At 71.7% G+C, this 26,491-nt stretch carries 21 protein-coding genes; 19 read left to right on the top strand and 2 right to left on the bottom strand.

Annotated elements, in window-relative coordinates; translation table 11 throughout:
- Nucleotides 1-276: 276 nt before the first annotated feature.
- The 11 genes from FV233_RS06285 to FV233_RS06230 all read left to right on the top strand — a co-directional run bounded on the left by FV233_RS06285 (nucleotide 277) and on the right by FV233_RS06230 (nucleotide 12,802).
- Nucleotides 277-1,467, top strand: coding sequence for an inositol-3-phosphate synthase (locus FV233_RS06285; protein ID WP_147856578.1), 1,191 nt, complete (start codon nucleotides 277-279; stop codon nucleotides 1,465-1,467).
- Nucleotides 1,467-2,372 carry an HD domain-containing protein gene (locus tag FV233_RS06280; RefSeq protein ID WP_147896953.1) on the top strand — a complete coding sequence of 302 codons (906 nt, stop codon included), beginning with the start codon at nucleotides 1,467-1,469 and terminating at the stop codon, nucleotides 2,370-2,372. Before FV233_RS06285 ends, FV233_RS06280 begins: the two co-directional genes overlap by 1 nt.
- A 62-nt stretch (nucleotides 2,373-2,434) precedes the next feature.
- Entirely contained in the window at nucleotides 2,435-3,616 is a 1,182-nt protein-coding gene (locus FV233_RS06275; protein WP_147856576.1) for a methyltransferase domain-containing protein, read from the top strand.
- On the top strand, nucleotides 3,616-4,611 hold the full coding sequence (locus tag FV233_RS06270; RefSeq protein WP_147896952.1) for a Gfo/Idh/MocA family oxidoreductase: 996 nt from the start codon (nucleotides 3,616-3,618) through the stop codon (nucleotides 4,609-4,611). Before FV233_RS06275 ends, FV233_RS06270 begins: the two co-directional genes overlap by 1 nt.
- Nucleotides 4,612-4,757: 146 nt before the next feature.
- Nucleotides 4,758-6,359, top strand: a complete 1,602-nt coding sequence (locus FV233_RS06265; protein WP_147896951.1) for a YcaO-like family protein — start codon at nucleotides 4,758-4,760, stop codon at nucleotides 6,357-6,359.
- Entirely contained in the window at nucleotides 6,356-7,228 is an 873-nt protein-coding gene (locus tag FV233_RS06260; RefSeq protein ID WP_147896950.1) for a sugar phosphate isomerase/epimerase family protein, read from the top strand. The genes FV233_RS06265 and FV233_RS06260 overlap by 4 nt, the downstream gene beginning before the upstream one ends.
- A 411-nt stretch (nucleotides 7,229-7,639) precedes the next feature.
- The gene (locus FV233_RS06250; protein ID WP_147896949.1) at nucleotides 7,640-8,878 is read left to right on the top strand and encodes a glycosyltransferase family 4 protein; all 1,239 of its coding nucleotides are present in this window, start codon (nucleotides 7,640-7,642) and stop codon (nucleotides 8,876-8,878) included.
- Nucleotides 8,879-8,896: 18 nt separating this feature from the next.
- Complete coding sequence (locus FV233_RS06245) at nucleotides 8,897-9,655, top strand: PIG-L family deacetylase (protein WP_147896948.1); 759 nt, start codon at nucleotides 8,897-8,899, stop codon at nucleotides 9,653-9,655.
- On the top strand, nucleotides 9,645-10,274 hold the full coding sequence (locus FV233_RS06240; RefSeq protein WP_147896947.1) for a uracil-DNA glycosylase: 630 nt from the start codon (nucleotides 9,645-9,647) through the stop codon (nucleotides 10,272-10,274). The genes FV233_RS06245 and FV233_RS06240 overlap by 11 nt, the downstream gene beginning before the upstream one ends.
- A 151-nt stretch (nucleotides 10,275-10,425) precedes the next feature.
- The gene (locus FV233_RS06235; protein ID WP_147896979.1) at nucleotides 10,426-11,514 is read left to right on the top strand and encodes a lysylphosphatidylglycerol synthase domain-containing protein; all 1,089 of its coding nucleotides are present in this window, start codon (nucleotides 10,426-10,428) and stop codon (nucleotides 11,512-11,514) included.
- A gap of 22 nt (nucleotides 11,515-11,536) precedes the next feature.
- Entirely contained in the window at nucleotides 11,537-12,802 is a 1,266-nt protein-coding gene (locus FV233_RS06230) for an ATP-binding protein (RefSeq protein WP_147896946.1), read from the top strand.
- Here the strand turns inward: FV233_RS06230 and FV233_RS06225 are convergent.
- Nucleotides 12,793-13,395 (bottom strand): glutathione S-transferase family protein, encoded by a 603-nt coding sequence (locus FV233_RS06225; protein WP_147896945.1) that lies wholly within the window; start codon nucleotides 13,393-13,395, stop codon nucleotides 12,793-12,795. The two genes, FV233_RS06230 and FV233_RS06225, sit on opposite strands and share 10 nt — an antisense overlap.
- 351 nt (nucleotides 13,396-13,746) lie before the next feature.
- Here FV233_RS06225 and FV233_RS06220 point away from each other — a divergent pair, with 351 nt between their 5' ends.
- The 5 genes from FV233_RS06220 to chrA all read left to right on the top strand — a co-directional run bounded on the left by FV233_RS06220 (nucleotide 13,747) and on the right by chrA (nucleotide 19,776).
- Complete coding sequence (locus tag FV233_RS06220; RefSeq protein ID WP_147896944.1) at nucleotides 13,747-16,251, top strand: heavy metal translocating P-type ATPase; 2,505 nt, start codon at nucleotides 13,747-13,749, stop codon at nucleotides 16,249-16,251.
- Nucleotides 16,248-16,718 (top strand): Cu(I)-responsive transcriptional regulator, encoded by a 471-nt coding sequence (cueR, locus tag FV233_RS06215; protein WP_147856483.1) that lies wholly within the window; start codon nucleotides 16,248-16,250, stop codon nucleotides 16,716-16,718. The genes FV233_RS06220 and cueR overlap by 4 nt, the downstream gene beginning before the upstream one ends.
- A gap of 2 nt (nucleotides 16,719-16,720) precedes the next feature.
- A complete protein-coding gene (locus FV233_RS06210) occupies nucleotides 16,721-16,984 on the top strand; it encodes an amino acid transporter (protein ID WP_147856484.1) in 264 nt (87 codons plus the stop codon).
- Between the two features lie 240 nt (nucleotides 16,985-17,224).
- On the top strand, nucleotides 17,225-18,397 hold the full coding sequence (locus FV233_RS06205) for a M20 aminoacylase family protein (protein WP_147856485.1): 1,173 nt from the start codon (nucleotides 17,225-17,227) through the stop codon (nucleotides 18,395-18,397).
- Nucleotides 18,394-19,776 carry a chromate efflux transporter gene (gene chrA / locus FV233_RS06200; protein WP_147896943.1) on the top strand — a complete coding sequence of 461 codons (1,383 nt, stop codon included), beginning with the start codon at nucleotides 18,394-18,396 and terminating at the stop codon, nucleotides 19,774-19,776. The genes FV233_RS06205 and chrA overlap by 4 nt, the downstream gene beginning before the upstream one ends.
- A 9-nt stretch (nucleotides 19,777-19,785) precedes the next feature.
- Here the strand turns inward: chrA and FV233_RS06195 are convergent, their stop codons facing one another.
- Nucleotides 19,786-21,186, bottom strand: coding sequence for a leucyl aminopeptidase family protein (locus FV233_RS06195; RefSeq protein WP_147896942.1), 1,401 nt, complete (start codon nucleotides 21,184-21,186; stop codon nucleotides 19,786-19,788).
- Nucleotides 21,187-21,315: 129 nt separating this feature from the next.
- On the opposite strand from FV233_RS06195, the gene FV233_RS06190 reads away from it, so the two are divergent.
- The 3 genes from FV233_RS06190 to FV233_RS06180 all read left to right on the top strand — a co-directional run bounded on the left by FV233_RS06190 (nucleotide 21,316) and on the right by FV233_RS06180 (nucleotide 26,162).
- The gene (locus FV233_RS06190; RefSeq protein ID WP_147855684.1) at nucleotides 21,316-22,140 is read left to right on the top strand and encodes a CDC27 family protein; all 825 of its coding nucleotides are present in this window, start codon (nucleotides 21,316-21,318) and stop codon (nucleotides 22,138-22,140) included.
- 466 nt (nucleotides 22,141-22,606) lie between these two features.
- A complete protein-coding gene (acnA, locus tag FV233_RS06185) occupies nucleotides 22,607-25,306 on the top strand; it encodes an aconitate hydratase AcnA (protein WP_147896941.1) in 2,700 nt (899 codons plus the stop codon).
- A 166-nt stretch (nucleotides 25,307-25,472) separates the two neighbouring features.
- Nucleotides 25,473-26,162: a metal ABC transporter permease gene (locus FV233_RS06180; protein ID WP_147896940.1), complete on the top strand. Its 690-nt coding sequence runs from the start codon at nucleotides 25,473-25,475 to the stop codon at nucleotides 26,160-26,162.
- Nucleotides 26,163-26,491 lie beyond the last annotated feature (329 nt).

Raw genomic sequence — 26,491 nt, 5'->3', positions numbered from 1 at the left:
GCCGGGCTCTTTGAAGCGGCGGCCCTATCGGCGCCGGCCGTGACCAGAATGGGACGGCTCCGTGATTCAAGCGTGGCACGGTCAACGAAGGGTTAACCCTGCTTTTTCAGGCCGCCTTAACGCCGTGATCCGGCCGTGCTTGCCGGTCTCGAAGCGCAAAGTTGTCGCATTCGACTTGGAACGGGCCACGGTCGAGCCAGTTAAATATCGCCCCGGGGGGCTCGACTACTCATTCCCCAGACGCGACGCGCGTCCCCACAAGGACACTATTTTCCGATGAGCATGCAGACCGGTCGCCGCGTCGGCGTCGCGTTCGTTGGCATGGGTGGCGCCGTTGCCACCACCGCCATCGCCGGCATCGAAATGATCAAATCCGGATCGAACCGGCTTGACGGGCTGCCGCTCGCCGGCCTCTCCGTCGCGGGCATGGTGGACTACAAGGACCTCGTGTTCGCCGGCTGGGACCTGAACGGCGACGACCTCGCCTCGGCCGCGACCGGTCACGGCGTGCTGTCGAGGGACGACATCGAGAACGGCGCCCAGGTCCTGAAGGGCATCACGCCCTGGCCGGCGGTGGGCAGCGCGAAGTTCTGCAAGAACATCGACGGGCAGAACCGCATCGTCGCCAAGGACCATCGCGAGGCGGTCTCGGTGATCGCCAACGACCTGCGCCGCTTCCAGAAGGAGAGCAACCTCGACGAGGTGGTCGTCGTGAACCTCGCCTCCACGGAGCGCTGGCCGGACCTCAACGACCCGACCCTGAACTCCACCGCCGCCTTCGAGAAGGGCCTGGATTCGAGCGACGAGGCGATCTCCCCGGCGATGCTCTACGCCTACGCGGCGATCAAGAGCGGGATCCCGTACGCCAACTTCACCCCGAGCATCGCGGCCGACGTGCCGGCCCTGCTCGGATTGGCCACGGAGATGAACGTCCCGGTGGCCGGCAAGGACGGCAAGACCGGCCAGACCATGATGAAGACGGTGCTGGCTCCCGCCTTCAAGGCCCGCGCCCTCCATGTCGACGGCTGGTTCTCGACCAACATCCTGGGCAACCGCGACGGCCTCGCCCTGAACGACCCGAACTCGCTGCAGTCGAAGCTCAACACCAAGGGCACGGTGCTCGACTCGATCCTCGGCTACCCGGTCGAGGACCACCTCGTGCACATCCACTATTACCGCCCCCGCGGCGACGACAAGGAAGCCTGGGACAACATCGACGTCACCGGCTTCATGGGCCAGCGGATGCAGATCAAGGTCAACTTCCTCTGCAAGGACTCGATCCTGGCGGCGCCGCTCGTCATCGAGATCGCCCGTGTGCTCGATCTGGCGAAGAAGCGCGGCGACGGCGGCGTGCAGGAGCAGCTCTCGACCTTCTTCAAGGCCCCGATGGTGAAGAACGGCCGCGGGCCGGAGCACGCCTTCGGCAAGCAGGAAGCGATGCTTCTCGACTGGCTCGGCGTCCACTGATGTCGGGTGCCGCGGCGCCGGCCGCGCTGCGTGAACTCTTCGTGGAGATGAACGACCTCAAGCGCGTCCGCTCCGCGGGCCGCGAGGGGTCGATCGCCGAGCGGCTGTTCGCGCAGGGGTGGGGCCTACTCACGGGTGGGGCCTCGCCCGACGATGTCGCCCTCGACATCACCGCGACGACGCTCGCCGCGACGCGGCTCTGCGACCTCGACGCCGCCTTCCTGTCGGCGGCGGGGCTCTCCGATGCGGCGGCCTCCGCGGTCCTGGTCGCGGGCTTCGATGCCGTGACCGGCGACCTCGATCCAGCCCTGCGGGATCGCCTGCGCGGCCGGCTCGCGCCGCGCCCGCCGGGCCGGCCCGGACCTTTGCCGTCCTTCGTGGCGGCCCTGGCCCAGCAGCCGCGGGCGGGCGTGACCTGCCCCGGCCGCGCCCGGATCCTGCTGGAACCGCCGGAGAACCACGCCGAGCATTGCCTGATCGTGGCCGTCTACGGCGTCTGCCTCAGCCCATTCTACCGGGCCGATCCCGGAACCGTGTTCCTGGCCGCGATGGCGCATCACTTCCACAACGCCGCGATGCCGGATGCCGGCTTCACCGGCGAGATGCTGCTCGGTGACCATCTCGGCCCGATCATGGCCGTGACCACCGGCTGGGCGATGTCCGAGCTCGACGGGCCCCTGCGCGGGCATGTCGAGCGGGCGCGCGCGGTGCTGCCGGACGACGCCACCGCAGAGGGCCGTGCCTTCCACGCGGCCGACTGCGTCGATCGGGTCTTGCAGATCGCCCAGCATCTGCGGGGTGCCTCGACCACGATGGCGGCGGTGCTCGACGAGTGGGAGCTGGTCCATGCCGGGCCGGTGAAGGGGTTCCACGACCGTGTCCTGCGCGACATGCGCATCCCTTAGGACCGAACCCGCGTTGTCCGTCAGACCCGGTCGCCCATCTGACGGGGCGGTCTTGAGAGCCCATGATCCCGTTCGAACTCCAATCGCCGCAGACCGGCAACCCCCTGAAGCCCGATGCGCCGCACGCCCTGCGCGACGCCGGCACCGGCGCGCGCTGGCCCGTCATCGACGGCATCCCGTACCTGCGGGTCGGCCGCGAGGCGCTGGTCGAACGTGTCCTGGCCCACCTCGATGCGGGCGAGCCCGACGAGGCCCTGGCCGCCCTGCTGGTCGATCAGGACGCGTGGTGGAACGGCCCTCCCGCCGACCCGGCCGGGATCATCCGGCTGATCAAGGGCCGGCGCGACGCGACCCTCCGGGAGGCGGTCGACTGGCTCGGCTGGGGCCGGGTCGGCGACTACTTCCTGCATCGCTGGACCGACCCGACCTTCCTGGCCGGCCTGACGCTGCTCGAGGCCCATTGGAACGAGCCGCGCTGCGTCTTCGAATTCGCCTGCGGCATCGGCCATTACCTGCGGGAACTCGAGCGCCGCGGCTGCAAGGCCGCCGGCGCCGACGTGGTCTTCGCCAAGCTGTGGGTCGCACGCCATTGGGTCGTGGGGCCGAAGGCGCAACTCGTCTGCTTCGACGCCGGCTCGCCGCACTGGCCGATCCCCGGCGCGCCGGTCGATCTCGTGGCCTGCAACGACGCCTTCTACTTCCTCGACGATAAGCCGGCCCTGCTCGAGAACCTGCGGCTGAATGCCGGGGACGACGGCTGGCTCGCGCTCAGCCACATCCACAACCGCGATTGCCCGGGCTTCTCCGCCGGCCGGGCCGTCACCGCCGAGGAGATCGCCGACCTGTTCCCCGACGCCCTCGTGTACGACGACGCGGAATTGACCCGCGCCCTGGTCGAGGGCCGGGCGCCGGTGCCCCAGGAACCCACGGCGCTGCGGAGCTGCGAGGCGTTCTCGGTGGTGGCGGGCCCCGGCATGCGTCCGGCTCCGCGGGCGGTGGTGGACGGCCTGACGCTGCCGAAGGCCGGCACCGTCGTGCAGCTCAACCCGCTGTATCGGCCGGAGGGGGACGGCTACGCGATCCGCTGGCCCTCCGAGCGCTACGAGGCGGAATACGCCCCCCGCGCCACCTACCCGATGCGATCGCCGGGCCCCGCGCAGCTCACCTTCGACGGCCGCATCGACGGGCCCGAGACGCAGCGCGTCCGCGCCCGCGAATTCGTCGATCTGCCGGAGCGCTGGTGATGGACGGGGTCGGCTGGGGCATCGTCGGCTACGGCTGGGTCGCCCGCGACTACATGGCCCCGGGCATCCGCGCCGCCGGGCACCGGCTCGTCGCGGTCAGCGATCCGAACCCGGAGAGCCGCGCGGCGGCCGAGCGCGAAGGCGCCCGCGTCCATGCCGACCTCGCTGGCCTTATCGCCGAGCCCGCGGTCGAGGCGGTCTACGTGGCGACGCCGAACCACCTGCACCGGGGCGCCGTCGAGGCGCTGGCCGCCGCCGGCAAGGCGGTCCTGTGCGAGAAGCCGATGGCGGCGACGCTCGATGACGCCGAAGCCATCGTGCGGGCGGTGGAGTCCCGGAAAATCTTCTACGGGACGGCGTTCGACCAGCGGCACCATCCGGCCCACCGAATGATTCGGGCCCAGGTCGCGGCGGGGCGGCTCGGCACCGTCACGGCTTTGCGGATCGTCTACGCCTGCTGGCTCGGGCGCGACTGGTCCGAGGCCGGCCAGCCGAACTGGCGGATCGACGCCGCCCAGGCCGGCGGCGGCGCCCTCATGGACCTCGCCCCCCACGGGCTCGACCTCGTGGATTTCCTGCTCGGCGAGCCGATCGCGGATCTCGCGGCCCTCACCCAGACCCGCGCCCAGGACTATTCGGTCGATGACGGCGCCCTGCTGATCGGCCGCACCGGCGGCGGCGCCCTGGCGAGCCTGCACGTGGCCTACAATTGCCCCGACGCGCTCCCGCGGCGGCGCCTGGAGGTGGTCGGCACCAAAGGCATGCTCGTCGCCGAGAACACGATGGGCCAGACGGCCGGCGGCACGCTGCTGTTCATCGACGGCGCGACCGGGCGTTCCGAGCCGCAGGCCTTCGATGCCGACAGTTCGCCCTTCACCGAGCAGGTCCGCGCCTTCGGCTCGGCGTTGCGCCGGCCCGAGGAACGGACGGCTTATTCGGCGGCTCGCGACCTCCACACCATGCGACTCGTCGCCCGCGCCTACGGGCAGGGGTAGGCGCGTCAGGACGGGATAGCCAACCACGGAACCAGGCTCCGGGGCGTCCCACCCCCACTCCCATATCCCGACGCGGGCACCTCGGGATGAGGGAGAGGGGTGGAGAGAGGCCGCGGCGAACGGTTCGACGAAGACGGGAACACGACTTGACCAACCCAGACGCCATCCACGACCAGGACGACCGCGCCCGCCACGACCGGATCAAGGCGCCGCGGGCCTACCGCTTCGGTGCCAAGAGGCCGATCGAGGGGCTGCCCGCGATCCTGCCCGACCCGGTCAAGGCCTATCTGGACGTCCTGCCGGAGGGCCGCGTGGTCGGCTTCCCCCTGGCGCCGCTGGACCGCACCGGCGTGCCGGTCTGGTTCGTCGCCCTGTTCCTCGACGACCCGTTCTTCGTCGGCGCGATGCCGTCCGGCATCGGCTACGGCGCCACCGACGAGGAGGCGCTGATCGGCGCCGTCGCGGAGATCGCCGAGAACCTGATGCCCTCGCTGGCGGTGCTGCCGCGAGCCAAGGAGCGGGCGAGCTACACCGACCTCGCCCGGGTCTACGGCGCCGCCTCGGTGGCCGACCCGCTGACCCTCTGCCTGCCCGCGGGCTCCCCGGTCGGCCGCGACACGGTGCTCGAATGGACGCCGGCGGTCCGGTACGCCACCGGCGAGATCGTACTGATGCCGCTCGATGTGGCCGCCACCGATTATTTCGAGCTGTCCGAGGGCTACAAGCCCTTCACGAACCTGATCACCAACGGCCTCGGCGCCGGACCCGACGTGCCCTTCGCGCTGGGCCACGGCGTCCTGGAACTGCTCCAGCGCGACGGCAACGGCCTGCTGTTCCGGGCGCTCGACCAGGGGGTGATGCTCGACCTCGACGGGATCGGGCCGGAGAACGCCGCGATGCTGGCCCGGCTCAAGGAGCTGGGCATCCGGGCGCTGCCGAAGTTCGCCACCGACCAGTTCGGCCTCACCAACCTCTACGTCGTCGGCTACGACGAGGATCCGGCCCGCACCCCGGCGCCGATCGCCCTCTCGGCCTGCGGCGAGGCCTGCGATCCGGACCGGGAGCGGGCGCTGCGCAAGGCGCTGCTGGAGTTCCAGGCGGCGCGGGTGCGCAAGACCTTCGGGCACGGCCCCCTCGACATGGCCGCCACCGTGACCCCGCCGGGCTACGTCGATGCATTCATCCAGAAGGCCCTGCCGAGCCTCGATCTCGAGGAGAGCCGCGCCCTTCAGGCGATGCTCGAATGGATCGAGATGCCGGCTGCCGGCCTCCGGGACGTGCTGGCCGACACCGTCTATGGCCAGCGGAGCACCAAGCGGTTCTCGGAGCTGCCCTCCACCCCGGCCCCGGACGGCCATGCCCGCGGCAAGATCGCCTGCGACCGGCTGCTGGAGGCGGGGTTCGACGTGCTCTACGTCGATTGCTCGCCGCTCGGCGGCAGCGTCGGCGTGGTCAAGGCGATCGTGCCCGGGCTCGAGGTCGAGACCATGAGCTACTACCGCATCGGCGAGCGCAACACGCGCAAGCTGCTCGAGCGCGACCATCCGCTGATCCGCTTCGGTACCGAGAGCGAGACCCTGCGCCCGGTGCGCCTGACCCCGGAGGCGTTGGAGCGCTTCGGGGGCCAGCCGCTGTTCGACACAGCCCTCGCCGAGCGGATCGTCGGGCGGCACTATCCGCTCTACCGCGAGCCGGAATCGCACCACGCGCCGTTCCGGCTCGCCCAGAAGCAGGGGAGGGCGGCGTGACCCTGCGCTTCGCCTACAACACCAACGGCGCCGCCAACCACCGCCTCGACGACGCGCTGCATCTGATCAAGGCAGCGGGCTACGACGGCGTGGCCCTGACGCTGGACATTCACCACCTCGATCCGTTCGCCGAAACCTGGGCCGCGGAGGCCGGCCGGGTCGCGAGCCTGCTGGAACGGCTCGAGCTGGCCTGCGTCATCGAGACCGGCGCCCGCTTCCTGCTCGACCCCAACGCCAAGCATGAGCCGACCCTGGTGACCGCCGACGCCGCCGGGCGCGCCCGGCGGGTCGGCTTCCTCAAGCGCGCGGTGGAGATCGGCGCGATTCTGTCCGCCGAGGCGGTCTCGTTCTGGGCGGGCGTGCCCAAGCCCGGCGTGGATCACGGCGAGGCCCGGCGCTGGCTGGGGGAGGGGCTGCACGAGGTCGCGGCCTTCGCGACACAGGCCGGGATCGTGCCGTGCCTGGAACCCGAGCCCGGCATGCTGATCGAGACCCTGGACGATTATGCGGCCCTCGACGTCCCCGGGCTGAAGCTCGCCCTCGACACCGGGCACTGCCTGGTCACCGGTGAGCGCGAACCGGCCGCGGCCGTCCGCGAGTTCGCCGACCGTACCGGCACCGTGGCGATCGAGGACATGAAGCGCGGCAGCCACATCCACCTGCCCTTCGGCGAAGGCGACATGGACGTGCCGGGCGTGCTGGAGGCGCTGGAGGCGGTCGGCTACGGCAAGCTGGTCTGCGTCGAGCTCTCCCGGGAGAGCCACCGGGCCGACGTTATGATCCCGCAGGCGCTCGATTACCTCCGCGCCTGCCGCCGCCCCGGCCCGGTCCTCGCCGGCGAGCAGGAGACGCGGCGGCAATGGCAATGATGGGATGCGCGATCGGGGCTCAGGACGCGGCGCGGGTCCCCTCTCCCGCGCGGGCTACGATGTTCACACATCGCTGCCGGATAAGGGCAACGGCTGAACCCACGCGCGTCTCCCTCCCCCCTCTGCGGAGGAGGGTGGCCCCTGCGTCAGCAGGGGTCGGGAGAGGGGAGCACGGTTTCAGGATGGAGCGTTTCGAACGCAGCTGCCCCATCCTGCACCGTCGCTCCCCTCTCCCGACCCCTTCCGGGGGCCACCCTCCCCCGCAGAGGGGGGAGGGAGAGCGCGTGGCTGCTGAGATGCGACGTCCGTTGCAGCCGAGAACCCGTCGTGTCGCGATGCGCGAATCCACCCGCCCGCACGGGAGAGGGGGCAGCCGCGTGCGTCCTGTGTCTCGTTGAGAAGCGTCCCCCAATGCGAATCCTCTTCCTCAGCCGCCGCTACTTCCCGGCGATTTCGGGCATGAGCGTCTACGCCCAGAACCTGCTGCGCGAGCTGGTCGGCGCCGGCCATGACGTGACGATGATCTCCCAGTACCGGGGCGATGCCTTCGGGACCCGGGTCTATGGCGGCGGCCCGCCGCCGCCCGTGCCCGGCGTGCGGGTGATCGGCCTGGAGCAGCTCGGCGAGCAGCAGGCGGGCGATTTCGAGCGCGACATCGCCACCATGGTCGAGGCGATCGAGCGGGAGCATGCGCGCACGCCTTTCGACGTGCTGCACGCGCAGTACGGCTATCCCACCGGCTGGGCGGTCCTGCTCGCCGCCCGAAAGCTCGGGGTGCCGAGCGTGGTCTCGATCCAGGGCGGCGACGGCCACTGGGTCGGCTCCTGCTGCGAGACGCACCGGGTGGCGATGTGCGAGGTCCTGGCCCATGCCAACGCCCTGCTGATCGGCGGCGCGTCCTTCGTGGACGAGGTCTGCGAGCGCCTCGGCTCCGATCCGGGCCGGTTCACGATCGTGCCCGGCGCGGTGGACACCGACCGCTTCGCGCAAGGGACGCCCGACGGCCTGCCGGCGCCGCATGCCGGCCCGGTCCGGCTGTTCTACCACGGCCGGGTCGACCGCCGGAAAGGCGTGCTCGACTTCATTAACGCCCTGGCGATCCTGCGCGAGCAGGGCACGCCTTTCGCCGCCACGATCTCGGGCATCGGACCGGACGTGGATCCCGCCCAGGCGCTGGCCGCGGACCTCGCCTTCGCGCCGCGGGACATCGCCTTCACCGGCTATGCCGAATACGGCCACGTGCCGGACCTCTACCGCCGGGCCGACGTGTTCGTCTCGCCGACCTACGCGGAGGGGTTCTCCAACACGATCCTGGAGGCGATGGCGGCGGGGCTCGCGGTGGTCTCCTGCCACGCGGTCGGGGTCTCGGACTGCCTGCGCGACGGCGAGAACGGCCTGATGGTCGATCCGGGCGACGTTCCGGCCCTCGCCGCCGCACTGACCCGGGTCGTCACCGACGCGGAGCTGCGCCGCGGGCTGGCCACGGCCGGCCTCGAGGAATGCCGCCGGGTCTATTCCTGGAGCGCCGTCGGCCGGCAGATCATGGAGGTCTACGGGGGCGTTCGGCATGAGCGCCCGGCCACGGATTTCTCCGTCGACCTGCCCGACGATCCCACCTGCCGCTTCCGCACCGAGCCGCACCTCCTCTGACGCAGGAAGCCCCGCCGCGTGCCCACCGCCCTCGCCCTCTCGCCCCATCTCGACGACGCGGCCTTCTCCTGTGGCGGCCTGCTCGCGAGCCTCGCCCGGGAGGGCTGGCACGTCGTGATGGCCACGCTGTTCACCGGCAGCGTCGCCGATCCGACGGGGTTCGCGCTGGCCTGCCAGCTCGACAAGGGGCTGTCGGCGGAGGTCGACTACATGGCCCTGCGCCGGGCCGAGGACGTGCGGGCCGCGGCCGAACTCGGGATCGCGCCGCCCCGGCACCTGCCGTTCCGCGAGGCGCCGCACCGGGGCTACGGTTCCGCGCCGGAGCTGTTCTCCGAGACCCGCGCCGAGGACGCCATCGCGGCCGACCTGGCGCCGGCCCTGGCCGCGCTGATCGCCGCGGAGAAGCCCGCTCTCGTCCTCGCCCCGCAGGCCATCGGCGGCCATGTCGACCACGTCCAGGCCGTCCGGGCGCTCCGCAGCCTCGACGGGCCGCCCCCGATCCTGTGGTGGCGCGACTTCCCCTACACGGTCCGCGAGGCCGCACCCCGGGAGCCCCTGGCCGAGCTCTTCGCCGGGTTGCCGTCGCACCGGATGACGCTGGATCCGGAGGCCCAGGCGCGCAAGCGCGCCGCCTGCGCGGCCTATGGCAGCCAGATCGGGTTCCAGTTCGGCGGCCCGGCCGGCCTCGACGCCCGGCTCGCCCGGGAGGAGGGGATCGAGCGCTTCCGCTTCGCCGGCCGCCTCGCCGCACCGATTCCCGGCCTCGATGCCGCCTGAGCCGCAGGCTCCCAAATCCCTCGCCGACCCGGCGGCGCTCGCGGCCCGCCGGGCCCTGATCGATGCGCCCCACATCGCCCCGATCCGCGCGCTGGCCGACCGGATCGCCGCCGAGCGGGGTGCGGCGGTTCCGGTGCCCGATCCCCTGGACGGTGGCGTCGCGGCCAGGATGCTGCTGCTCCTGGAGACGCCGGGGCCGGCCGTGCTGCGCACCGGCTTCGTCACCCGCGACAGCGCGAACGGCACCGCCGCCAACCTGTTCCGCTTCCTGCAGGAGGCCGGCATCGCGCGGGGCGACACCCTGATCTGGAACGCGGTGCCCTGGCTGATCCACGCGGCGGGCGCCCTCAACCGGGCCCCGCGCCGGGCGGAGGTCGCGGCGGCCGCGCCCTATCTGGCGCCGCTGCTGGACCTGCTGCCCCGGCTCGCCGTGCTGGTGCTGGCCGGGCGCACCGCCGGCGGGGCGGCGCCGGCGATCGCGGCCCTGCGCCCGGGCCTGCCGCTGATCGCGGTCCCCCACCCGAGCCCGACCTATGTCTGCACCGCCCCGGAGGTGCCCGCGCGGATCCGCCGGGGCCTGTCGGAGGCCGCGGCGATCCTGTGCCGCGCCCCGCGCTGAGGATCGGATCCCCATCGGATCCCGGCCTTCCCTGGCCTTGGGCGCCGGTTCGGCCTACATGGCGAGGCAACGGGCCGCGGTCCGGGATCATCCGGTACGGGCGCAGGCCTTCGGCCGGGCCGCGCAGCCGGAAGGGCGGACGCCGAACGGCATGAACTTTCAGGGACAGCACCGGGGACCGGCGGAGCCGGTCGAGCCGGTCAAGCATGACGCTGTCGCGGACAAGCCGCGCAAGAGCTGGAGCGGCCGGTACGCCTGGATCGGCACGGCCGCCAGCATCGTGCTGTTCGCGGTCTCTCTCGGCGTGCTGTGGAAGCTCGTCCAGAGCGTGAGCTGGGCGGAGGTGCGGGCGGCGGTGGCGGCGGCCACCGGCGAGCAGCTCGGCCTGGCCTTCCTGTTCGTCGGGATCAGCTACCTGTTCCTGACGGGCTACGACGCGCTGGCCCTGCGCCAGCTGCGGATCAAGGTGCCGTACCGGATCACCGCGCTCGCCTCGTTCACCAGCTACGCGGTGAGCTTCACCCTCGGCTTCCCGCTGCTGACCGCCGGCACGATCCGCTACTGGATCTACGCCCGGCAGGGCCTGTCCACGGCCAAGATCGCGGCGCTCACGGTCATCGCGGGCTTCACCTTCTGGCTCGGCATGGGCGTGGTGCTGGGCCTGAGCCTGATCATCGAGGCCGGCCAGCTCGCCGGGCTCGCCTTCACGTCGATCCGGATCAACCAGGGCGTCGGCCTCGTGGCCCTCGGCCTGGTGCTGGGCTACCTCGCCTGGGTCTCGGCCAAGAAGCGCAGCATCACGGTCAAGCAGTGGCGGCTGGAGCTGCCGGGCGCCTCGGTGTCGATCGGCCAGATGATCGTCGGGATCGGCGACGTCTGCGCGGCGGCGGCGGTGCTCTACGTCCTGCTGCCCCAGGGGATGACGCTGGGCTTCACCACCTTCCTGGCGATCTACGTGCTGGCCGCGATGCTGGGCATCGCCTCCAACGCCCCCGGGGGCATCGGGGTGTTCGAAGCCACCGTGTTGCTCGCCCTGTCGAGCCTGCCGCGCAACGAGGTGCTGACTTCGCTGCTGCTGTTCCGGGGCTGCTACTACGTCGTGCCGTTCATGGTCGCCCTGGCGATGCTGGGCCTCTACGAGATCGTGAAGCGGGCCGGCGGCGCGCGCGATCCGGGGCCGCCGGAAGGCACGGCCGGCCCGTCCGGCCGCCCCTGGCCCGACGACACCGAGTCCCGGTAACCCCACCGGCCCGCCGTCCACCATGACCGACCGCCCGCGCAGTTCCCAGGCCTGGACGGGCGCCGCGATCGCGGCCGGCCTGTTCGCCGTCGCCCTCGCGCTGTCCGGCCGGCTCGACCTTCCGCTGATCCTGGCCGGCCTCGGCTCGGTCTGCCTCGGCGGCTGGCTCGGGGGGCGCGGCCCGGAGGCCCCGCGGCCGCGGCCGGCGGCGACGGCCCAGCGCCACGCGATCGCCGAGGCGCTGCTGGCCCACGTGCCCGATCCGGTCATCCTGGTGGACCGCCGCACCCTGGTGGTGGAGGCCAACCCGGCGGCCCGGGCGCTGCTGCCGGCCCTGCTTCAGGCCCGGCCCCTGTCCTTCGCGCTGCGCAGCCCGGAGGTCCTCGACGGGGTCGAGGCGGTGCTGAGTTCCGGCATGCCCCGCCGGGTCCCTCTGTCGACCCGGGTGCCTCTGGAGCGGACCTTCGAGGTCCAGATCGGCGCCCTGCCGATGCCCGACGGGTCGGGGGTCAGCGCGGTGCTGTTCCTGCGCGACCTCACCTCGGCCCGCCGGCTCGAGGCGATGCGGGTCGATTTCGTGGCCAATGCCAGCCACGAGCTGCGCACGCCGCTGGCCACCCTGATCGGCTTCATCGAGACCCTGCAGGGCCCGGCCCGCGAGGACACGCAGGCGCGCGAGCGCTTCCTGGAGATCATGCGCGTCCAGGCCCAGCGCATGACCCGGCTGATCGACGACCTGCTGTCCCTGTCGCGGATCGAGCTGCGCGAGCATGTGGCCCCGACCACCGTGGTCGATCTCGGGGCGCTCGCCCGCCAGATGGTCGACGCGCAGGGGCCCCCCGCCGAGGCGCGGGGCGCCACCGTGCGGTTCGCGGACAGCGACGGCCCCTATCCCGTGCCCGGGGATGCCGACGAGCTCGCCCGGGTGATCGAGAACCTGATCGAGAACGCCGTGAAGTACGGCGGCGGCCATGTCGGCGTCGGCCTGTCCCGGGAGGACGACCCCCGGCTCGGCCGCCGGATCGTGCTGTCGGTGACGGATGACGGCCCCGGCATCCCGCCCGAGCACATCCCGCGCCTGACCGAGCGCTTCTACCGGGTCGACGTGGCCTCAAGCCGCGCCCGGGGCGGGACGGGCCTCGGCCTCGCCATCGTCAAGCACAGCCTCAACCGCCACCGGGGCCGCCTCGCCATCGAGAGTACGGTCGGGCAGGGGACCACCGTGCGCGTCAGCCTGCCGGAATACGGCGGCGACGCCGAGGTGGCCCGGGTCGCCGATCAGGTGTAGGGGCCGATCCCGAGCGCCGTCTCGACGCGGGCGATCCAGGGACGGAGAGCTGGGTATGGGGCGAGGTCGAACCCGCCCTCATGGGCCATGCGGGTGTAGGCCACGAGCGCCACGTCGGCGAGCGTCAGGCGATCGCCGACCAGGAAGGCGGATCGGTCGAGCGCTCCCTGCATCAGCCGCAGGGCGTCCGCGCCGCGCTCGGAGAGCCTGGGATCGAGGTCGTCCGGCGACCGCTTGAGGTAATGCAGCTGGTAGCGGCGGACCGCGATATACGGCTCGTGGCTGTACTGCTCCCAGAACATCCATTGTAGCATGCGGGCCCGGGCCCGCGCCGCTTCGTGAATCAACGCCGAGCCTTCGGCCAGATGGATGATGATCGCGTTCGACTCCGACAGCGTCTCGCCGTCGGGGAAGACGACCAGGGGCACCCGGCCGGCGGGGTTCAGCGCCAGGAACGCCGGCTCACGCGCCCCGCCGCCCGGCACATCGATGGTGCGCCACGTCGCCGGGATGCCGAGATGATCGGCCACCCATTTGACCTTCAGGCAGTTCCCGGAGCCCGGATCGCCGTAGATGATCAGGGGTTCGGCCATCGGCGGCCTCGCAGCGCTGGGTGACACGGTTCACATATCGGCTGGTGGATGTGGGCCAAGTCTGACCCCAAGCGCGTCTCCCTCCCCCCTCTGCGGGGGGAGGGACGGCGCGTGTTGGCCTCGGACATATTTCTCTCGCGGCCCAGAACCATCCGGACTGCAATAAGTGAATCCGTTAGCCCGCACGGGAGCGGGGCCCCGCATTTCGTCCTACCCACGCGTTACCCGGCCCGACGAAGGAATCCGATCGCATACCGATGCCCGCCCACTTTGTCGGCCCATCCGCGATTCGGCAACGCGATCCGCAAGGCCCTTGACCTTCCCATGATGGGAAGCCCCATCTGAGGCGGCATGGATGCTTCGATCGGAACCGCCCCCGTGCCCGAACCCGTCTCCCTGAGCTTCCCCGTCCATGGGATGTCCTGCGCGTCCTGCGTCGGACGGGTCGAGCGCGCCCTGAAGGCGCTGCCCGGTGCCCGCGACGTGGCGGTCAACCTCGCCACCAACCGCGCCAGCCTCGTCCTCGACGGCGGCGCGGGTCCGGCCGACGCCGCGGCCGCGCTGGCGGATGCCGGCTACCCGGTCCCGGAGACCGAGAGCCGGATCGCCGTCGCGGGGATGTCCTGCGCGTCCTGCGTCGGACGGGTCGAGCGCGCGCTCGCCGCCCTGCCGGGGGTGAGCGGCGCCAGCGTCAACCTGGTCACCGGCCAGGCCGCGATCCGCCATCCGGAGGGCCTGGTCCCCGTCGGCGACCTCGTGGCGGCCGTGGCGGCGGCGGGCTACGAAGCCCGGCCCCTCGACGACGGGCCGCGAACCGATCCCGCGGCCCGGCAGGAAGCCGAGGGCCGCGCGCTCCGCCGCGACCTCGCCGCGGCGGCGCTGCTGTCCGCCCCCGTGGTCGTCCTCGACATGGGCGGCCACCTTCTGCCCGGCTTCCATGCCGGCCCGGCCACGGCCCTGGTCCAGGCCGCCCTGGCGACCCTGGTGCTCGCCTGGCCCGGCCGCCGCTTCTTCCTGCGGGGCGTACCGGGCCTGCTGCGCGGCCATCCCGACATGAACGCCCTGGTCGCCCTCGGGGCGGGGGCCGCCTACCTCTACTCCCTGGTCTCGGCCCTGACCCCAGGCTTGCTGCCCGCGGGCGCGGCGCATCTCTATTTCGAGGCCAGCGTGCTGATCGTCACGCTGATCCTGCTCGGGCGGAATCTGGAGGCCGGCGCCCGGGGCCGGACCGGTCAGGCGATCGCGCGGCTGATGGATCTGGCGCCCAAGACCGCCCGGGTGATCCGCGACGGTTCCGAGGTCGCGGTGCCGCTGGCGGAACTCCGCATCGGCGATGTGGTCCGCGTCAGACCCGGCGAGCGGGTCGCGGCCGACGGCGCGGTCGTGTCCGGCACGAGCCACGTCGACGAGAGCATGGTGACGGGGGAGCCCGCGCCGGTGCGCAAGGGGCCGGGGGACCGGATGGTCGGCGGCACCCTCAACGGCCGCGGCAGCCTCGACCTGCGGGTCGACGCGGTCGGCGGCGCCACTGTGCTGGCGCAGATCGCCGCCCTGGTGGAGCGAGCGCAGGGCGGCAAGCTGCCGATCCAGGCACTGGTCGATCGCGTCACCGGGCGCTTCGTCCCGGCGGTGATCGGGATCGCGCTCGCGACGTTCCTGGGCTGGCTGATCCTGGCCCCGGCCCCCGCCCTCGGGCCGGCCCTGGTCAACGCCGTGGCGGTGCTGATCATCGCCTGCCCCTGCGCCATGGGGTTGGCCACGCCCACCGCCATCCTGGTCGGGACCGGGCGGGCGGCGGGCCGGGGCATCCTGTTCCGCGACGGCGCGGCCCTGCAACGCCTGCGCGACGTGCGCGTCGTCGCGCTCGACAAGACCGGCACCCTCACCGAGGGCCGCCCGCGGGTCACCGATCTCGTCGTGGCCGCGGGTTTCGCGGAGGACGAGGCGCTGGCGCTGGCGGCCGGCCTGGAGAGCCGGTCCGAGCATCCGCTGGCCGGCGCCGTGGTGGCGGCCGCCCGCGTCCGGGGCCTCGACAGGCCCGAGCCCGAGCGCTTCGAGGCGGTGGAGGGGTTCGGCGTATCCGGACGGGTCGCGGGCCGACGCGTGGCTCTCGGCGCGCCGCGCTACCTCGCCAGGCTCGGCATCGCCCTGGACCCGGACCTCGCAGCCCGGGCCGGAGCGCTGGCCGTAGACGGCAAGAGCCCGATCCACCTCGCCCTCGACGGCCGCCATGCCGGATTGCTGGCCGTGGCCGACCCGGTGAAGCCGGGCGCCCGCGAGGCCGTGGCGGCGCTGAAGGCGCAGGGCCTCGTGGTGGCGATGGTGACGGGCGACGACGCCCGCACCGCCGCCGGGATCGCGAAGAACCTCGGCATGGACGATGTGGCGGCTGGGATCCTGCCCGGGGGCAAGGTCGAAACCGTGAAGGGATTGCGGGCGGCGCATGGGCCCGTGGCCTTCGTGGGCGACGGCATCAACGATGCCCCGGCCCTGGCCGAGGCCGATGTCGGCCTCGCCCTCGGCACCGGCACCGACATCGCCGTCGAGAGCGCCGACGTGGTGCTGATGTCGGGGGAGCCGCAGGCGCTGGTGGAGGCGCTCGCCCTGTCCCGGGCGGTGATGGCCAACATCCGCCAGAACCTGTTCTGGGCCTTCGCCTACAACGCGGCCCTGATCCCCGTGGCCGCGGGCCTGCTGGTGCCGTTCGGCGGGCCGGCCCTGTCGCCGGTCCTGGCCGCGGGCGCGATGGCGTTCTCGAGCGTCTTCGTCCTCGGCAACGCCCTGCGGCTGCGCCGGGCCGGGGGCCGGGCCGCGCCCGCCGCCGAAGCATCCGCACCGGTGCCGAGGCCGGCATGAGCGCGGGACCCATCACCATCGGCGAGGCGGCCCGGCGCACCGGCGTCTCGGCCAAGATGATCCGCTGGTACGAGGCGACCGGCCTGCTGCCGCCCGCGACCCGCTCCGAGGCGGGCTACCGCCACTACGACGACGCGGACCTGCACACCCTGCGGTTCGTCCGCCGCGCCCGCGACCTCGGCTTCAGCGTCGAGGCCATCGCGGACCTGCTGGCACTGTGGCGCGACCGCGCCCGGCCGAGCGCCGGCGTGAAGGCGATCGCCGAGGAGCAGATCGCCGACCTGCGCCGCCGGATCGGCGAGCTGGAGGGCATGGCCCGGACCCTGGAGCGCCTCGCCGAAAGCTGCTGCGGCGACCAGCGGCCTGATTGCCCGATCCTCGACGACCTCGCCACGTCGGATGGGCCGCGCTTAACTCGAACATCGAGTCGCGGTCTGGGTCAGCGGAGCCCTGTGCGGAGGGGGTGAGAATGACGGGTTTAATACCGGAGGTGGACGCTCGGCGTAAGTTTGTCGCCAACGAGCAGGCGAAGCTGACGGCGACTTATATCAATGGCTTGTCCATTGCTGTCTTCGCTGTCGGCGGCCTCTCACCCTTCATCACGGCCCTTGGTATCGTCACGGAGCAATATGGCTTCCTTGCCGGCGCTTTCATTCTGCTCGGCGTTTTCTCGTTGTCGAGCAGTACCCTAGATCTGGTGGCACGATCCCCTCTCGGGAGTCTGGACCCATGACGACACTTCAGTTCGCAAGTTTCCTCGCCGTTCCGCTTGAGGGGCTTGCCCTTGGATTTGGCATGTTGTGGCTGACCGGCAAGGCGCATTGAGCCGCCGAACAACGTCCAAAATCATCGATCGAAGGCGGTTCGGAGTTTTGCGCGACAAGCGCGGCCGTTGACGCCGCGTCTGGCCCCGGCTTTGCTGGACCGGCCGAGTCTCTCGCCGAGACCTCAAGGCCACGAAAGCCCCGGACCCATGCCCGCCCTCGAACGGATCCGCGCCTTCGCCGACACGATGACCGCGTGGCGGCACGACCTCCACGCCCACCCGGAGCTGCTCTACGACGTGGAGCGGACGGCGGGGTTCGTAGCCGATCAGCTGCGGGCCTTCGGCTGCGACGCGGTGGAGACCGGTATCGGCCGGACCGGCGTGGTCGGGGTGATCCGCGGCAACGGCCGGAATTCGAACCGCGCCATCGGGCTGCGCGCCGACATGGACGCGCTGCCGATCCAGGAGGTCCGGGACCTGCCCTACCGCTCCACGGTGCCGGGCAAGATGCACGCCTGCGGCCATGACGGGCACACCACGATGCTGCTCGGGGCGGCCAAGTACCTCGCCGAGACAAGGGACTTCGACGGCGCCGCGGTGCTGATCTTCCAGCCGGCCGAGGAGGGCGGCGGCGGCGGCGAGGCGATGGTCGAGGACGGCCTGATGGAGCGGTTCGGCATCGAATCGGTCTACGGGATGCACAACATCCCCGGCATGGCGGTCGGCACCTTCGCGATCCGGCCCGGGCCGATCATGGCGTCCACCGACCGCTTCACCCTCACCATCGAGGGGCGGGGCGGCCACGCGGCCCTGCCGCAGAACGCCGTCGACAGCGTGCTGGTGGCGAGCCACGTGATCATCGCCCTGCAGAGCATCGTGTCGCGCAACCTCGATCCTCTGGACTCGGCCGTAGTCTCGGTCTGCGCGCTCGATGCCGGCGAGGCGTTCAACGTGCTGCCGCAGAGCGTGACCATGCGAGGCACCATGCGCACGCTCTCCAAGTCAGTCCGCAGCCAGGTCAAGGCGCGGATCGAGACCCTGGTCACCGAGGTGGCCGGGGCCTTCGGCGCCACCGGCGTGGTCGAATACGGGTCGAGCTACCCGGTCACCGAGAACCACCCGGCCGAGACCGACTTCATGGCCGGCGTGGCGGAGGCGCTGGTCGGGGCGGAGAATGTCGACCGGACCGTCGCGCCGATGATGACGGCAGAGGACTTCTCCTACATGCTCGGCCGCCGCCCCGGCGCCTACATGTTCATCGGTAACGGCGACAGTGCCTCGCTCCACCACCCGCACTACGATTTCAACGATTCCGCGACCCCGTACGGGGCTTCGCTGTGGGCGCGCCTGATCGAGACGGCGCTGCCCCGGACGGTTTGACCGGCGGCCTGACGGGCGGCGCGAGCCCGGCGGGCGCGGCTTCCGTCCCGCGCCCGACCCTGCGGCAGGCCGTGCCGGTCTGGCTGCGGGTGGCGGCCTTGTCCTTCGGCGGTCCCGCCGGGCAGATCGCCGTGATGCACCGCATCCTGGTGGACGAGCGGCGCTGGATCTCCGAGCGGCGCTTCCTGCACGGGCTCGGCTTCTGCACGCTCCTGCCGGGGCCGGAGGCGCAGCAGCTCGCGACCTATATCGGCTGGCTGATGCACGGCCCCGCCGGCGGCCTCGTCGCGGGCGGGCTGTTCGTGCTGCCGGGGCTGCTCGCCCTGATGGGCCTGAGCTGGCTCTACGTCCTGTACGGCGCGGTCGATCTCGTCGCCGGCCTGTTCTTCGGGCTCAAGGCGGCGGTGCTCGCCATCGTGCTGCACGCGCTCTGGCGCCTCGGCGGGCGGGCCCTGCGCGGACGGGCGGACCGGCTGATCGCGGCCGCCGCCTTCGGGGCGATTTTCTTGCTCGCGGTGCCGTTCCCGCTGGTCGTGGTCGCGGCGGGCGCCCTCGGCCTCGTGCTGGGGCGAAGGCCCGCGGCGACGCCTGCGGAGGCGGAGGGAAACGACGAGGCCGGGTTCCTGATCGGTGCGGCGATGCTGCCGCGCGAGCGCGCGGGGCCATCGGAATCCCTGCGCGTCGCCGTCCTGTGGCTGGCGATCTGGCTCCTGCCGGTGGCCGCCCTGCTGCTCCTGCCCGGGCCGCCCCCGGTCTTCGGGCAGGTGGCTGTGTTCTTCGCCAAGATGGCGGTGGTGACCTTCGGGGGCGCCTACGCGGCGCTCGCCTACGTGGCCCAGCAGGCGGTGGAGCATTACGGCTGGCTGCGGCCCGGGGAGATGCTCGACGGGCTCGGGCTCGCCGAGACCACCCCGGGGCCGCTGATCATGGTGCTCCAGTTCGTCGGCTTCCTGGCCGGCTACCGGGCCCCCGGCACCCTGCCGCCGCTGCTGGCGGGGACGCTGGCCGGGCTGCTGACCACGTGGGTCACCTTCGCGCCGTGCTTCCTGTGGATCTTCGCGGGTGCGCCGCTGATCGGGCGCCTGCGCGGAAGCCGCCTGCTCGCCGGCGCACTCTCGGCGATCACCGCCGCGGTGGCGGGGGTGATCCTCAACCTCGCGGTCTGGTTCGGGCTGCGGACGCTGTTTTCCGAGGTCCGGACGATGCCGCTCGGACCACTGCGCCTCGACCTGCCCGTCCCCGCCAGCCTCGATCCCGCCGCCCTGGTGCTGACGCTGGCGGCGATCCTGGCGGTGTTCCGGTTCGGCCTCGGGGCGCTGCCGACCCTGGCGCTGTGTGCCGGGGCCGGGATGCTGCTGCGGCTGTCGGGCCTGGCCTGACCGGCGCGGTCAGGCCCCGTAGCGGGCCTTGAGCAGCGCGTAGGTCAGCCGGGCGGTCTGGACCTCGCCGCCCTCCGGCCGTCCCGGCTTGGTCGAGGGGTTCCAGCCGTACAGGTCGAAATGGCCGTGCGCCTTGGTCTTCGGGGCGAAGCGGCGCAGGAACAACGCCGCGGTGATCGCCCCGGCGAACGGGCCGCCCGAGACGTTGTTGAGGTCGGCCACCTTCGAATCGAGCAGGCTCGCGTAGGGGGCGTGCAGCGGCATCCGCCAGATCGGGTCGACCGCGCTCCGCCCCGCCTCCGCTACGGAGGCCGCCAGGGCCTCGTCCTCGGTGAAGAACGCCGGCAGGTCCGGCCCGAGCGCCACCCGGGCGGCGCCCGTGAGCGTCGAGAAGTCGAGGATCAAAGCGGGCTCCTCCGCGTCGGCGAGCGCCAGCGCGTCGGCCAGGATCAGCCGCCCCTCCGCGTCGGTGTTGCCGATCTCGACGCTCAAGCCCGCCCGGCTGGGCAGCACGTCGCTGGGGCGGAAGGCGTTGCCCGAGACCGCGTTCTCCACCGCCGGGATCAGCACGCGCAGGCGGATCTTGAGGCCCCCGCCCATGATCATGTCGGCGGCCGCCAGCGCCACCGCGGCGCCGCCCATGTCCTTCTTCATCAGCAGCATCGCGGAGGAGGGCTTTATGTCGAGCCCGCCGGTGTCGAAGGCGACGCCCTTGCCGACAAGCGTCACCCGCGGCGCGTCCGCCGGCCCCCAGGTCAGGTCGATCAGGCGCGGCGCCCGGGGCGAGGCGACCCCGACCGCGTGGATCAGGGGAAACGCTTTGGCGAGCGCCTCGCCCTGCGTGACCTCGATCGACGCCCCGTGGCGCTCGGCCAGCGCCCGGGCGGCGGCCTCGATCTCGGCGGGCCCGAGATCGTTGGCGGGGGTGTTGATCAGGTCGCGGCCCATCGCCACCGCGGCGGCGACCCGCTCGACCTCGGCCCCGTCGATCCCGGCCGGCGCCGCCAGCCGCGCCTTCGTCCCCCCGGCCGTCCGGTACCGGCCGAAGCGGTAGCTGCCCATCAGCCAGGCCAGCGCGGCCTCGGCCGGGTCCGGGGCGTTCTCCAGGCGAAACGTCCCGTCCGGAAGCAGGGCGGGCAGCTTGCCGGCGATCAGCCGGTCATAGGTGGCCGCCTCCGGATCGCCGAGGCCGAACAGCACCCGCGCGAGACCGCCGTCCGGGCCCGGCAGCAGCGCCAGGCTCCCGGCCTTCGGCTTGAAGCCGATTGTTTGCGCGAAACGCCTGTGCGCCGGTTCCAGGGCCGCTTCGGCCTCGCTCCAGGATGCCGTCGTAACCAGGGTGACCGGAACGGACGGCGTGTCGGCGGGCAGCAGGGCGGCGTGCGTCGCTGGGGTGTCGGCCTGGGTCATGTGCCTCTCGTGCGGCGGTCGGGCCGGCAGCGGCTTAACCGGTGGTTAGGGTTAACGCTCTATCACCGGCCGGCCGGGAGGGTGAAGCGTGGGCCGGAGCCCGCCCGGCCAGTGCCGGCGGAGCGCACCATGATGACGGCCCCGATCCGGGTCATCCCGACCCCGGCTTCCAACCGCCGCCGCGCCGGCCTTGCCGCCGCGGCCATCATCGTGGCGCTGGGCCTTGCCGGCTGCAACACCCGGTCCCCGGAGACCACCGGCTCGATCGGCGAGCGGCAGGTCGCGCCGCGCCAGGAGTCGGCCTCGCGGCAAGACCTCGAAGGGCTGGCCGAGCGCTTCAACGCCAATCCCGGCGAAGGGCGCGCGGCCCTCGCGTATGCCCGCGCCCTCCGGTCGAACGATCAGGCGGCCCAAGCCTCCGCGGTGCTGCAGCAGGCGGCCCTGCGCAACCCGCGCGACACGTTCATCCTCGGCGCCTACGGCAAGTCGCTGGTGGAGGCCGGCCGCTACCGCGAGGCGATCGACGTCCTCGCCAACGCCCATTCCCCGGCCTCACCCGACTGGCGCATCCTGTCGGCCCAGGGCTCGGCCTCCGCGCAGCTCGGCGAGCAGGCGCGGGCCCAGAGCTTCTACGAGGCCGCGCTCAAGATCCGGCCGAACGAGCCGTCGCTGCTCTCGAATCTCGGCCTGTCCTACGCGTTGTCGCGCAACCTCGACCAGGCCGAGCAGACCTTGCGGCTGGCCGCCGACCAACCGGGCGCCGACGCCCGCGTCCGGGCGAACCTAGCCCTCGTCCTCGGCCTGAAGGGCCGATTCGCCGACGCCGAGACCGTCCTGCGCCGGGACATGGGTCCCGAGGAGGCCGCCTCCAACGTGGCGTCCCTGCGCAAGCTCGCCGCCCAGCCGAATCGGTTCAAGGCGCTGTCGGGGGCAGGGGCGCCCGAGCGGGGGTGACGGGCATCCCGCGCCGGTGACGATCCGGCTTTGCTGCGCGCGCTCCCTCCCCCGCAGAGGGGGGAGGGAGACGCGCTCGGGGTTAGTTCTGGCCCACATCCGGCAGCGATGTCTGCACCTCGTAGCCTCTGCGGGCGAGGGGAGACGCTTGTGGCCGGCCCCCGCATCGCCGCTAAAATGCGCGCCTTCGCCGGGGATGCGACCGTGCGGCATGCGTCCCGGCGCCCGACAGCGTAGCGCGGCTGTCATCGCAACCCGGTAGCGGCCAGATTCGAAAAGTTCTATATCGGGATCTGGCTGCGCCGCGCGGCTCCACGGGCGTCCAAATCGCCCCCGCGCATCGTCCTGCCCGGGCACTCCCGGGGCGGCGCGCGCCCGTCGGGCGCTACACAGGCCGAACACAGACTTCGTAGCGCAGGTCTTGCCTGCGCGTGTTCGACAACCCGCAGCGAGGATTGAACCAGCCGTGCCATCACTCGACAGCTACAAGGCCCGCCAGACGCTCGAAGCCGGCGGCAAGACCTACACCTACTACTCGATCCCCGAGGCCGAGAAGAACGGCCTCGCCTCCGCCACCGCGCTGCCCTTCGCCATGAAGGTCCTCCTGGAGAACCTGCTGCGCTTCGAGGACGACCGCTCCGTCCGCAAGGCCGACATCGCAGCGACGGTCGGCTGGCTCGCCGAGAAGGGCAAGGCCGAGGTCGAGATCGCCTTCCGGCCCGCCCGCGTGCTGATGCAGGACTTCACCGGCGTCCCGGCCGTGGTCGATCTGGCGGCCATGCGCGACGCCATGGTGGCGCTCGGCGGCGACCCGCAGAAGATCAACCCGCTGGTGCCGGTGGATCTGGTCATCGACCACTCGGTGATCGTCGACGAGTTCGGCACCCCCAAGGCGCTGGCCGACAACGTCGCGCTGGAATACTCGCGCAACGGCGAGCGCTACACCTTCCTGAAGTGGGGCCAATCGGCGTTCGACAACTTCTCCGTGGTCCCCCCGGGCACCGGCATCTGCCACCAGGTGAACCTGGAATACCTGGCCCAGACCGTCTGGACGAAGTCCGAGGACGGGGCCGAGATCGCCTATCCCGATTCGCTGGTCGGCACCGATTCGCACACCACCATGGTCAACGGCATGGCGGTGCTCGGTTGGGGCGTCGGCGGCATCGAGGCCGAGGCGGCCATGCTCGGCCAGCCACTCTCGATGCTGATCCCCGAGGTCGTGGGCTTCAAGCTGTCGGGCAAGCTGCCCGAGGGCACCACCGCCACCGACCTGGTGCTCACCGTCACCCAGATGCTGCGCAAGAAGGGCGTGGTCGGCAAGTTCGTGGAGTTCTACGGCCCCGGCCTCGACGACATGGCGGTCGCCGACCGGGCCACGATCTCCAACATGGCCCCGGAATACGGCGCCACCTGCGGCTTCTTCCCGATCGACCAGCGCACCATCGACTTCCTGAAGGTCACCGGCCGCGCCGACGACCGGATCGCCCTGGTGGAGGCCTACGCCAAGGCGCAGGGCATGTGGCGCGACGCGAACACGCCCGACCCGGTCTTCACCGATTCGCTGCAGCTCGACATGGGCGAGGTCCGGCCCTCGCTCGCCGGCCCGAAGCGCCCGCAGGACCGGGTGCTGCTCGACGCGGCCAAGCCGGGCTTCGCGGCCTCGATGGAGACCGAGTTCAAGAAGGCCGCCGACCTCGCCAGCCGCTACGCGGTCGAGGGCACGAACTTCGACATCGGGCACGGCGACGTGGTGATCGCGGCGATCACCAGCTGCACCAACACGTCGAACCCCTCCGTGATGATCGGCGCAGGGCTCCTCGCCCGCAACGCCGTCGCCAAGGGCCTGCGCTCGAAGCCCTGGGTGAAGACCTCGCTCGCCCCCGGCTCGCAGGTCGTCGGCGAGTATCTGGAGAAATCCGGCCTGCAGGAGCCCCTCGACGCGCTGGGCTTCAACCTCGTCGGCTTCGGCTGCACCACCTGCATCGGCAATTCCGGCCCGCTGCCGGAGGCGATCTCCAAGGCGATCAACGACAACGACGTCGTGGCCGCCGCGGTGCTCTCGGGCAATCGCAACTTCGAGGGTCGCGTGAACCCCGACGTGCGGGCGAACTACCTCGCCTCGCCGCCGCTCGTCGTCGCCTACGCGCTCGCCGGCTCGATGCAGATCGACATCACCACCGAGCCGCTGGGCCACGGCTCCGACGGCAAGCCGATCTACCTGCGGGACATCTGGCCGTCCTCGGCGGAGGTGCAGCAGTTCATCGAGGAGAACATCACCTCTGAGCTGTTCAAGCGCCGCTACGCCGACGTGTTCGGCGGCGACCAGAACTGGAAGGACGTCGAGGTCACCGAGGCCGAGACCTTCGCGTGGAACCCCGGCTCCACCTACGTGCAGAACCCCCCGTACTTCGTCGGCATGGAGAAGACGCCCAAGCCCGTGGAGGACATCGAGGACGCCCGCATCCTCGGGCTCTTCCTCGACTCGATCACCACCGACCACATCTCGCCCGCGGGCAACATCCGGGCGGCTTCGCCGGCCGGCGAGTACCTGCAGGCGCACCAGGTCCGCGTGCAGGACTTCAACCAGTACGGCACGAGGCGCGGCAACCACGAGGTGATGATGCGGGGCACCTTCGCCAACATCCGCATCAAGAACCAGATGGTCCGGGACCCGTCCGGCACGGTGGTCGAGGGCGGCTGGACGCTGTTCCAGCCCACCGGCGAGAAGATGTTCATCTACGACGCGGCGCAGAAATACGCCGAGAGCGGCACCCCGCTCGTGGTCTTCGCCGGCAAGGAATACGGCACCGGCTCGTCGCGCGACTGGGCGGCCAAGGGCACGAAGCTGCTCGGCATCCGCGCCGTGGTCGCCGAGAGCTTCGAGCGCATCCACCGCTCGAACCTGGTCGGCATGGGCATCGTCCCGCTGGTGTTCCAGGGCGAGACCTCTTGGGCGTCGCTGGGCCTGAAGGGCGACGAGACCGTCACCATCAAGGGCCTGTCGGGTGAGCTGAAGCCGCGCCAGACCCTGGTCGCGGAGATCACCGCGGCGGACGGATCGAAGACGGCGGTGCCGCTCACCTGCCGGATCGATACGCTCGACGAGCTGGAATACTTCCGCAACGGCGGCATCCTGCCCTACGTGCTGCGCTCGCTCGCGGCCTGATCCACCACGGGCGGCGTCCGCGCCGCCCATCCGGTTCTTTTGAGGCGGCGCCCCCGGGGCGCCGCCTTCTTTTTGGCTTGGACGAGCACGTTTCGTTTGCGCACAACCTTGTTTGACGCGGCCAGCGCCCCATAACCCGGCTCCTGAAGCCAGGATGGGACCCCCGATGAAGCATCTCAGCAAGACCCTCGCCGCCGCCGCCGGACTGACGGCCCTCCTGTCGAGCGCGGCCTTCGCCGCCCAGGTCGAGCGCGTCCGCGGCACCATCGACAAGGCGGAGGGCAGCACCCTCACGATCAAGACCGAGGACGGCAAGTCCGAGACCGTGGATGTCGGCGGCGCGAAGTTCGCCTGGGTGGTCCCGTCGAGCCTCGACGCGATCAAGGACGGCGTCTTCATCGGCACCGCCACCAAGGGCGAGAACCCGATGACGGCGCTCGAAGTCGTGCTGTTCCCCGAGTCGATGCGCGGCACCGGCGAGGGCCATTACGGCTGGGACACGATCACCGACCAGACCGGCGGCGCCGGCTCGAAGGTGAAGAGCGCCATGACCAACGGCACCGTGAAGGCCGAGACCGCCAACGCCCCCAAGGTGAAGAGCGCGATGACCAACGGCACCGTGAAGGCCGACAAGGCGGCGTCCGGCGGTGAGCGCACCCTGACGGTGAGCTACGGCAAGGACGGGTCCAAGGAGATCGTGGTGCCGGCCTCGGCGCCGATCGTCGCCTTCGAGCCGGCCGACAAGGCGATCCTGGCCCCCGGCTCCAAGGTTTTCGCCGTGGTCGCCAAGGATGGCGCCAAGGCCGAGGGCAAGCTCGTGGCGGTCGGCAAGGACGGCCTGACCCCGCCGATGTAATCTTGGGATTCTCGCGCGCCGCGGTCGGCACGGCTGGCTGCGGCGCGCGGATTGATCATCGAAGCGCGGGCGTTCTCCCGGTCCCTCGGCCTATGGCTGAACGCGCGCGGTCGTGTGGCATCGCTCCGCGTCCAGGAGCATCGTGCGCGGGCGCACAAATTTTCGGCACGATCGGGCGCTGCGTATGAGCAAGGGATTGGTGCGCTTATGCGCTGATGCGGGTCGCATGCTCAGAAACCCGGATCGGATCTTCTAATCAGCGTCGGAAACATAAATATCTATAATTCGAGATTGATTATTGTAACAAATATATATGAACAATCCAAATT

This window comes from Methylobacterium sp. WL7 (genome assembly GCF_008040085.1).
GTDB lineage: Bacteria > Pseudomonadota > Alphaproteobacteria > Rhizobiales > Beijerinckiaceae > Methylobacterium > Methylobacterium mesophilicum.
Note: the sequence above shows the minus strand (reverse complement) of the source record. Positions and strands in the feature narration are given on the sequence as shown.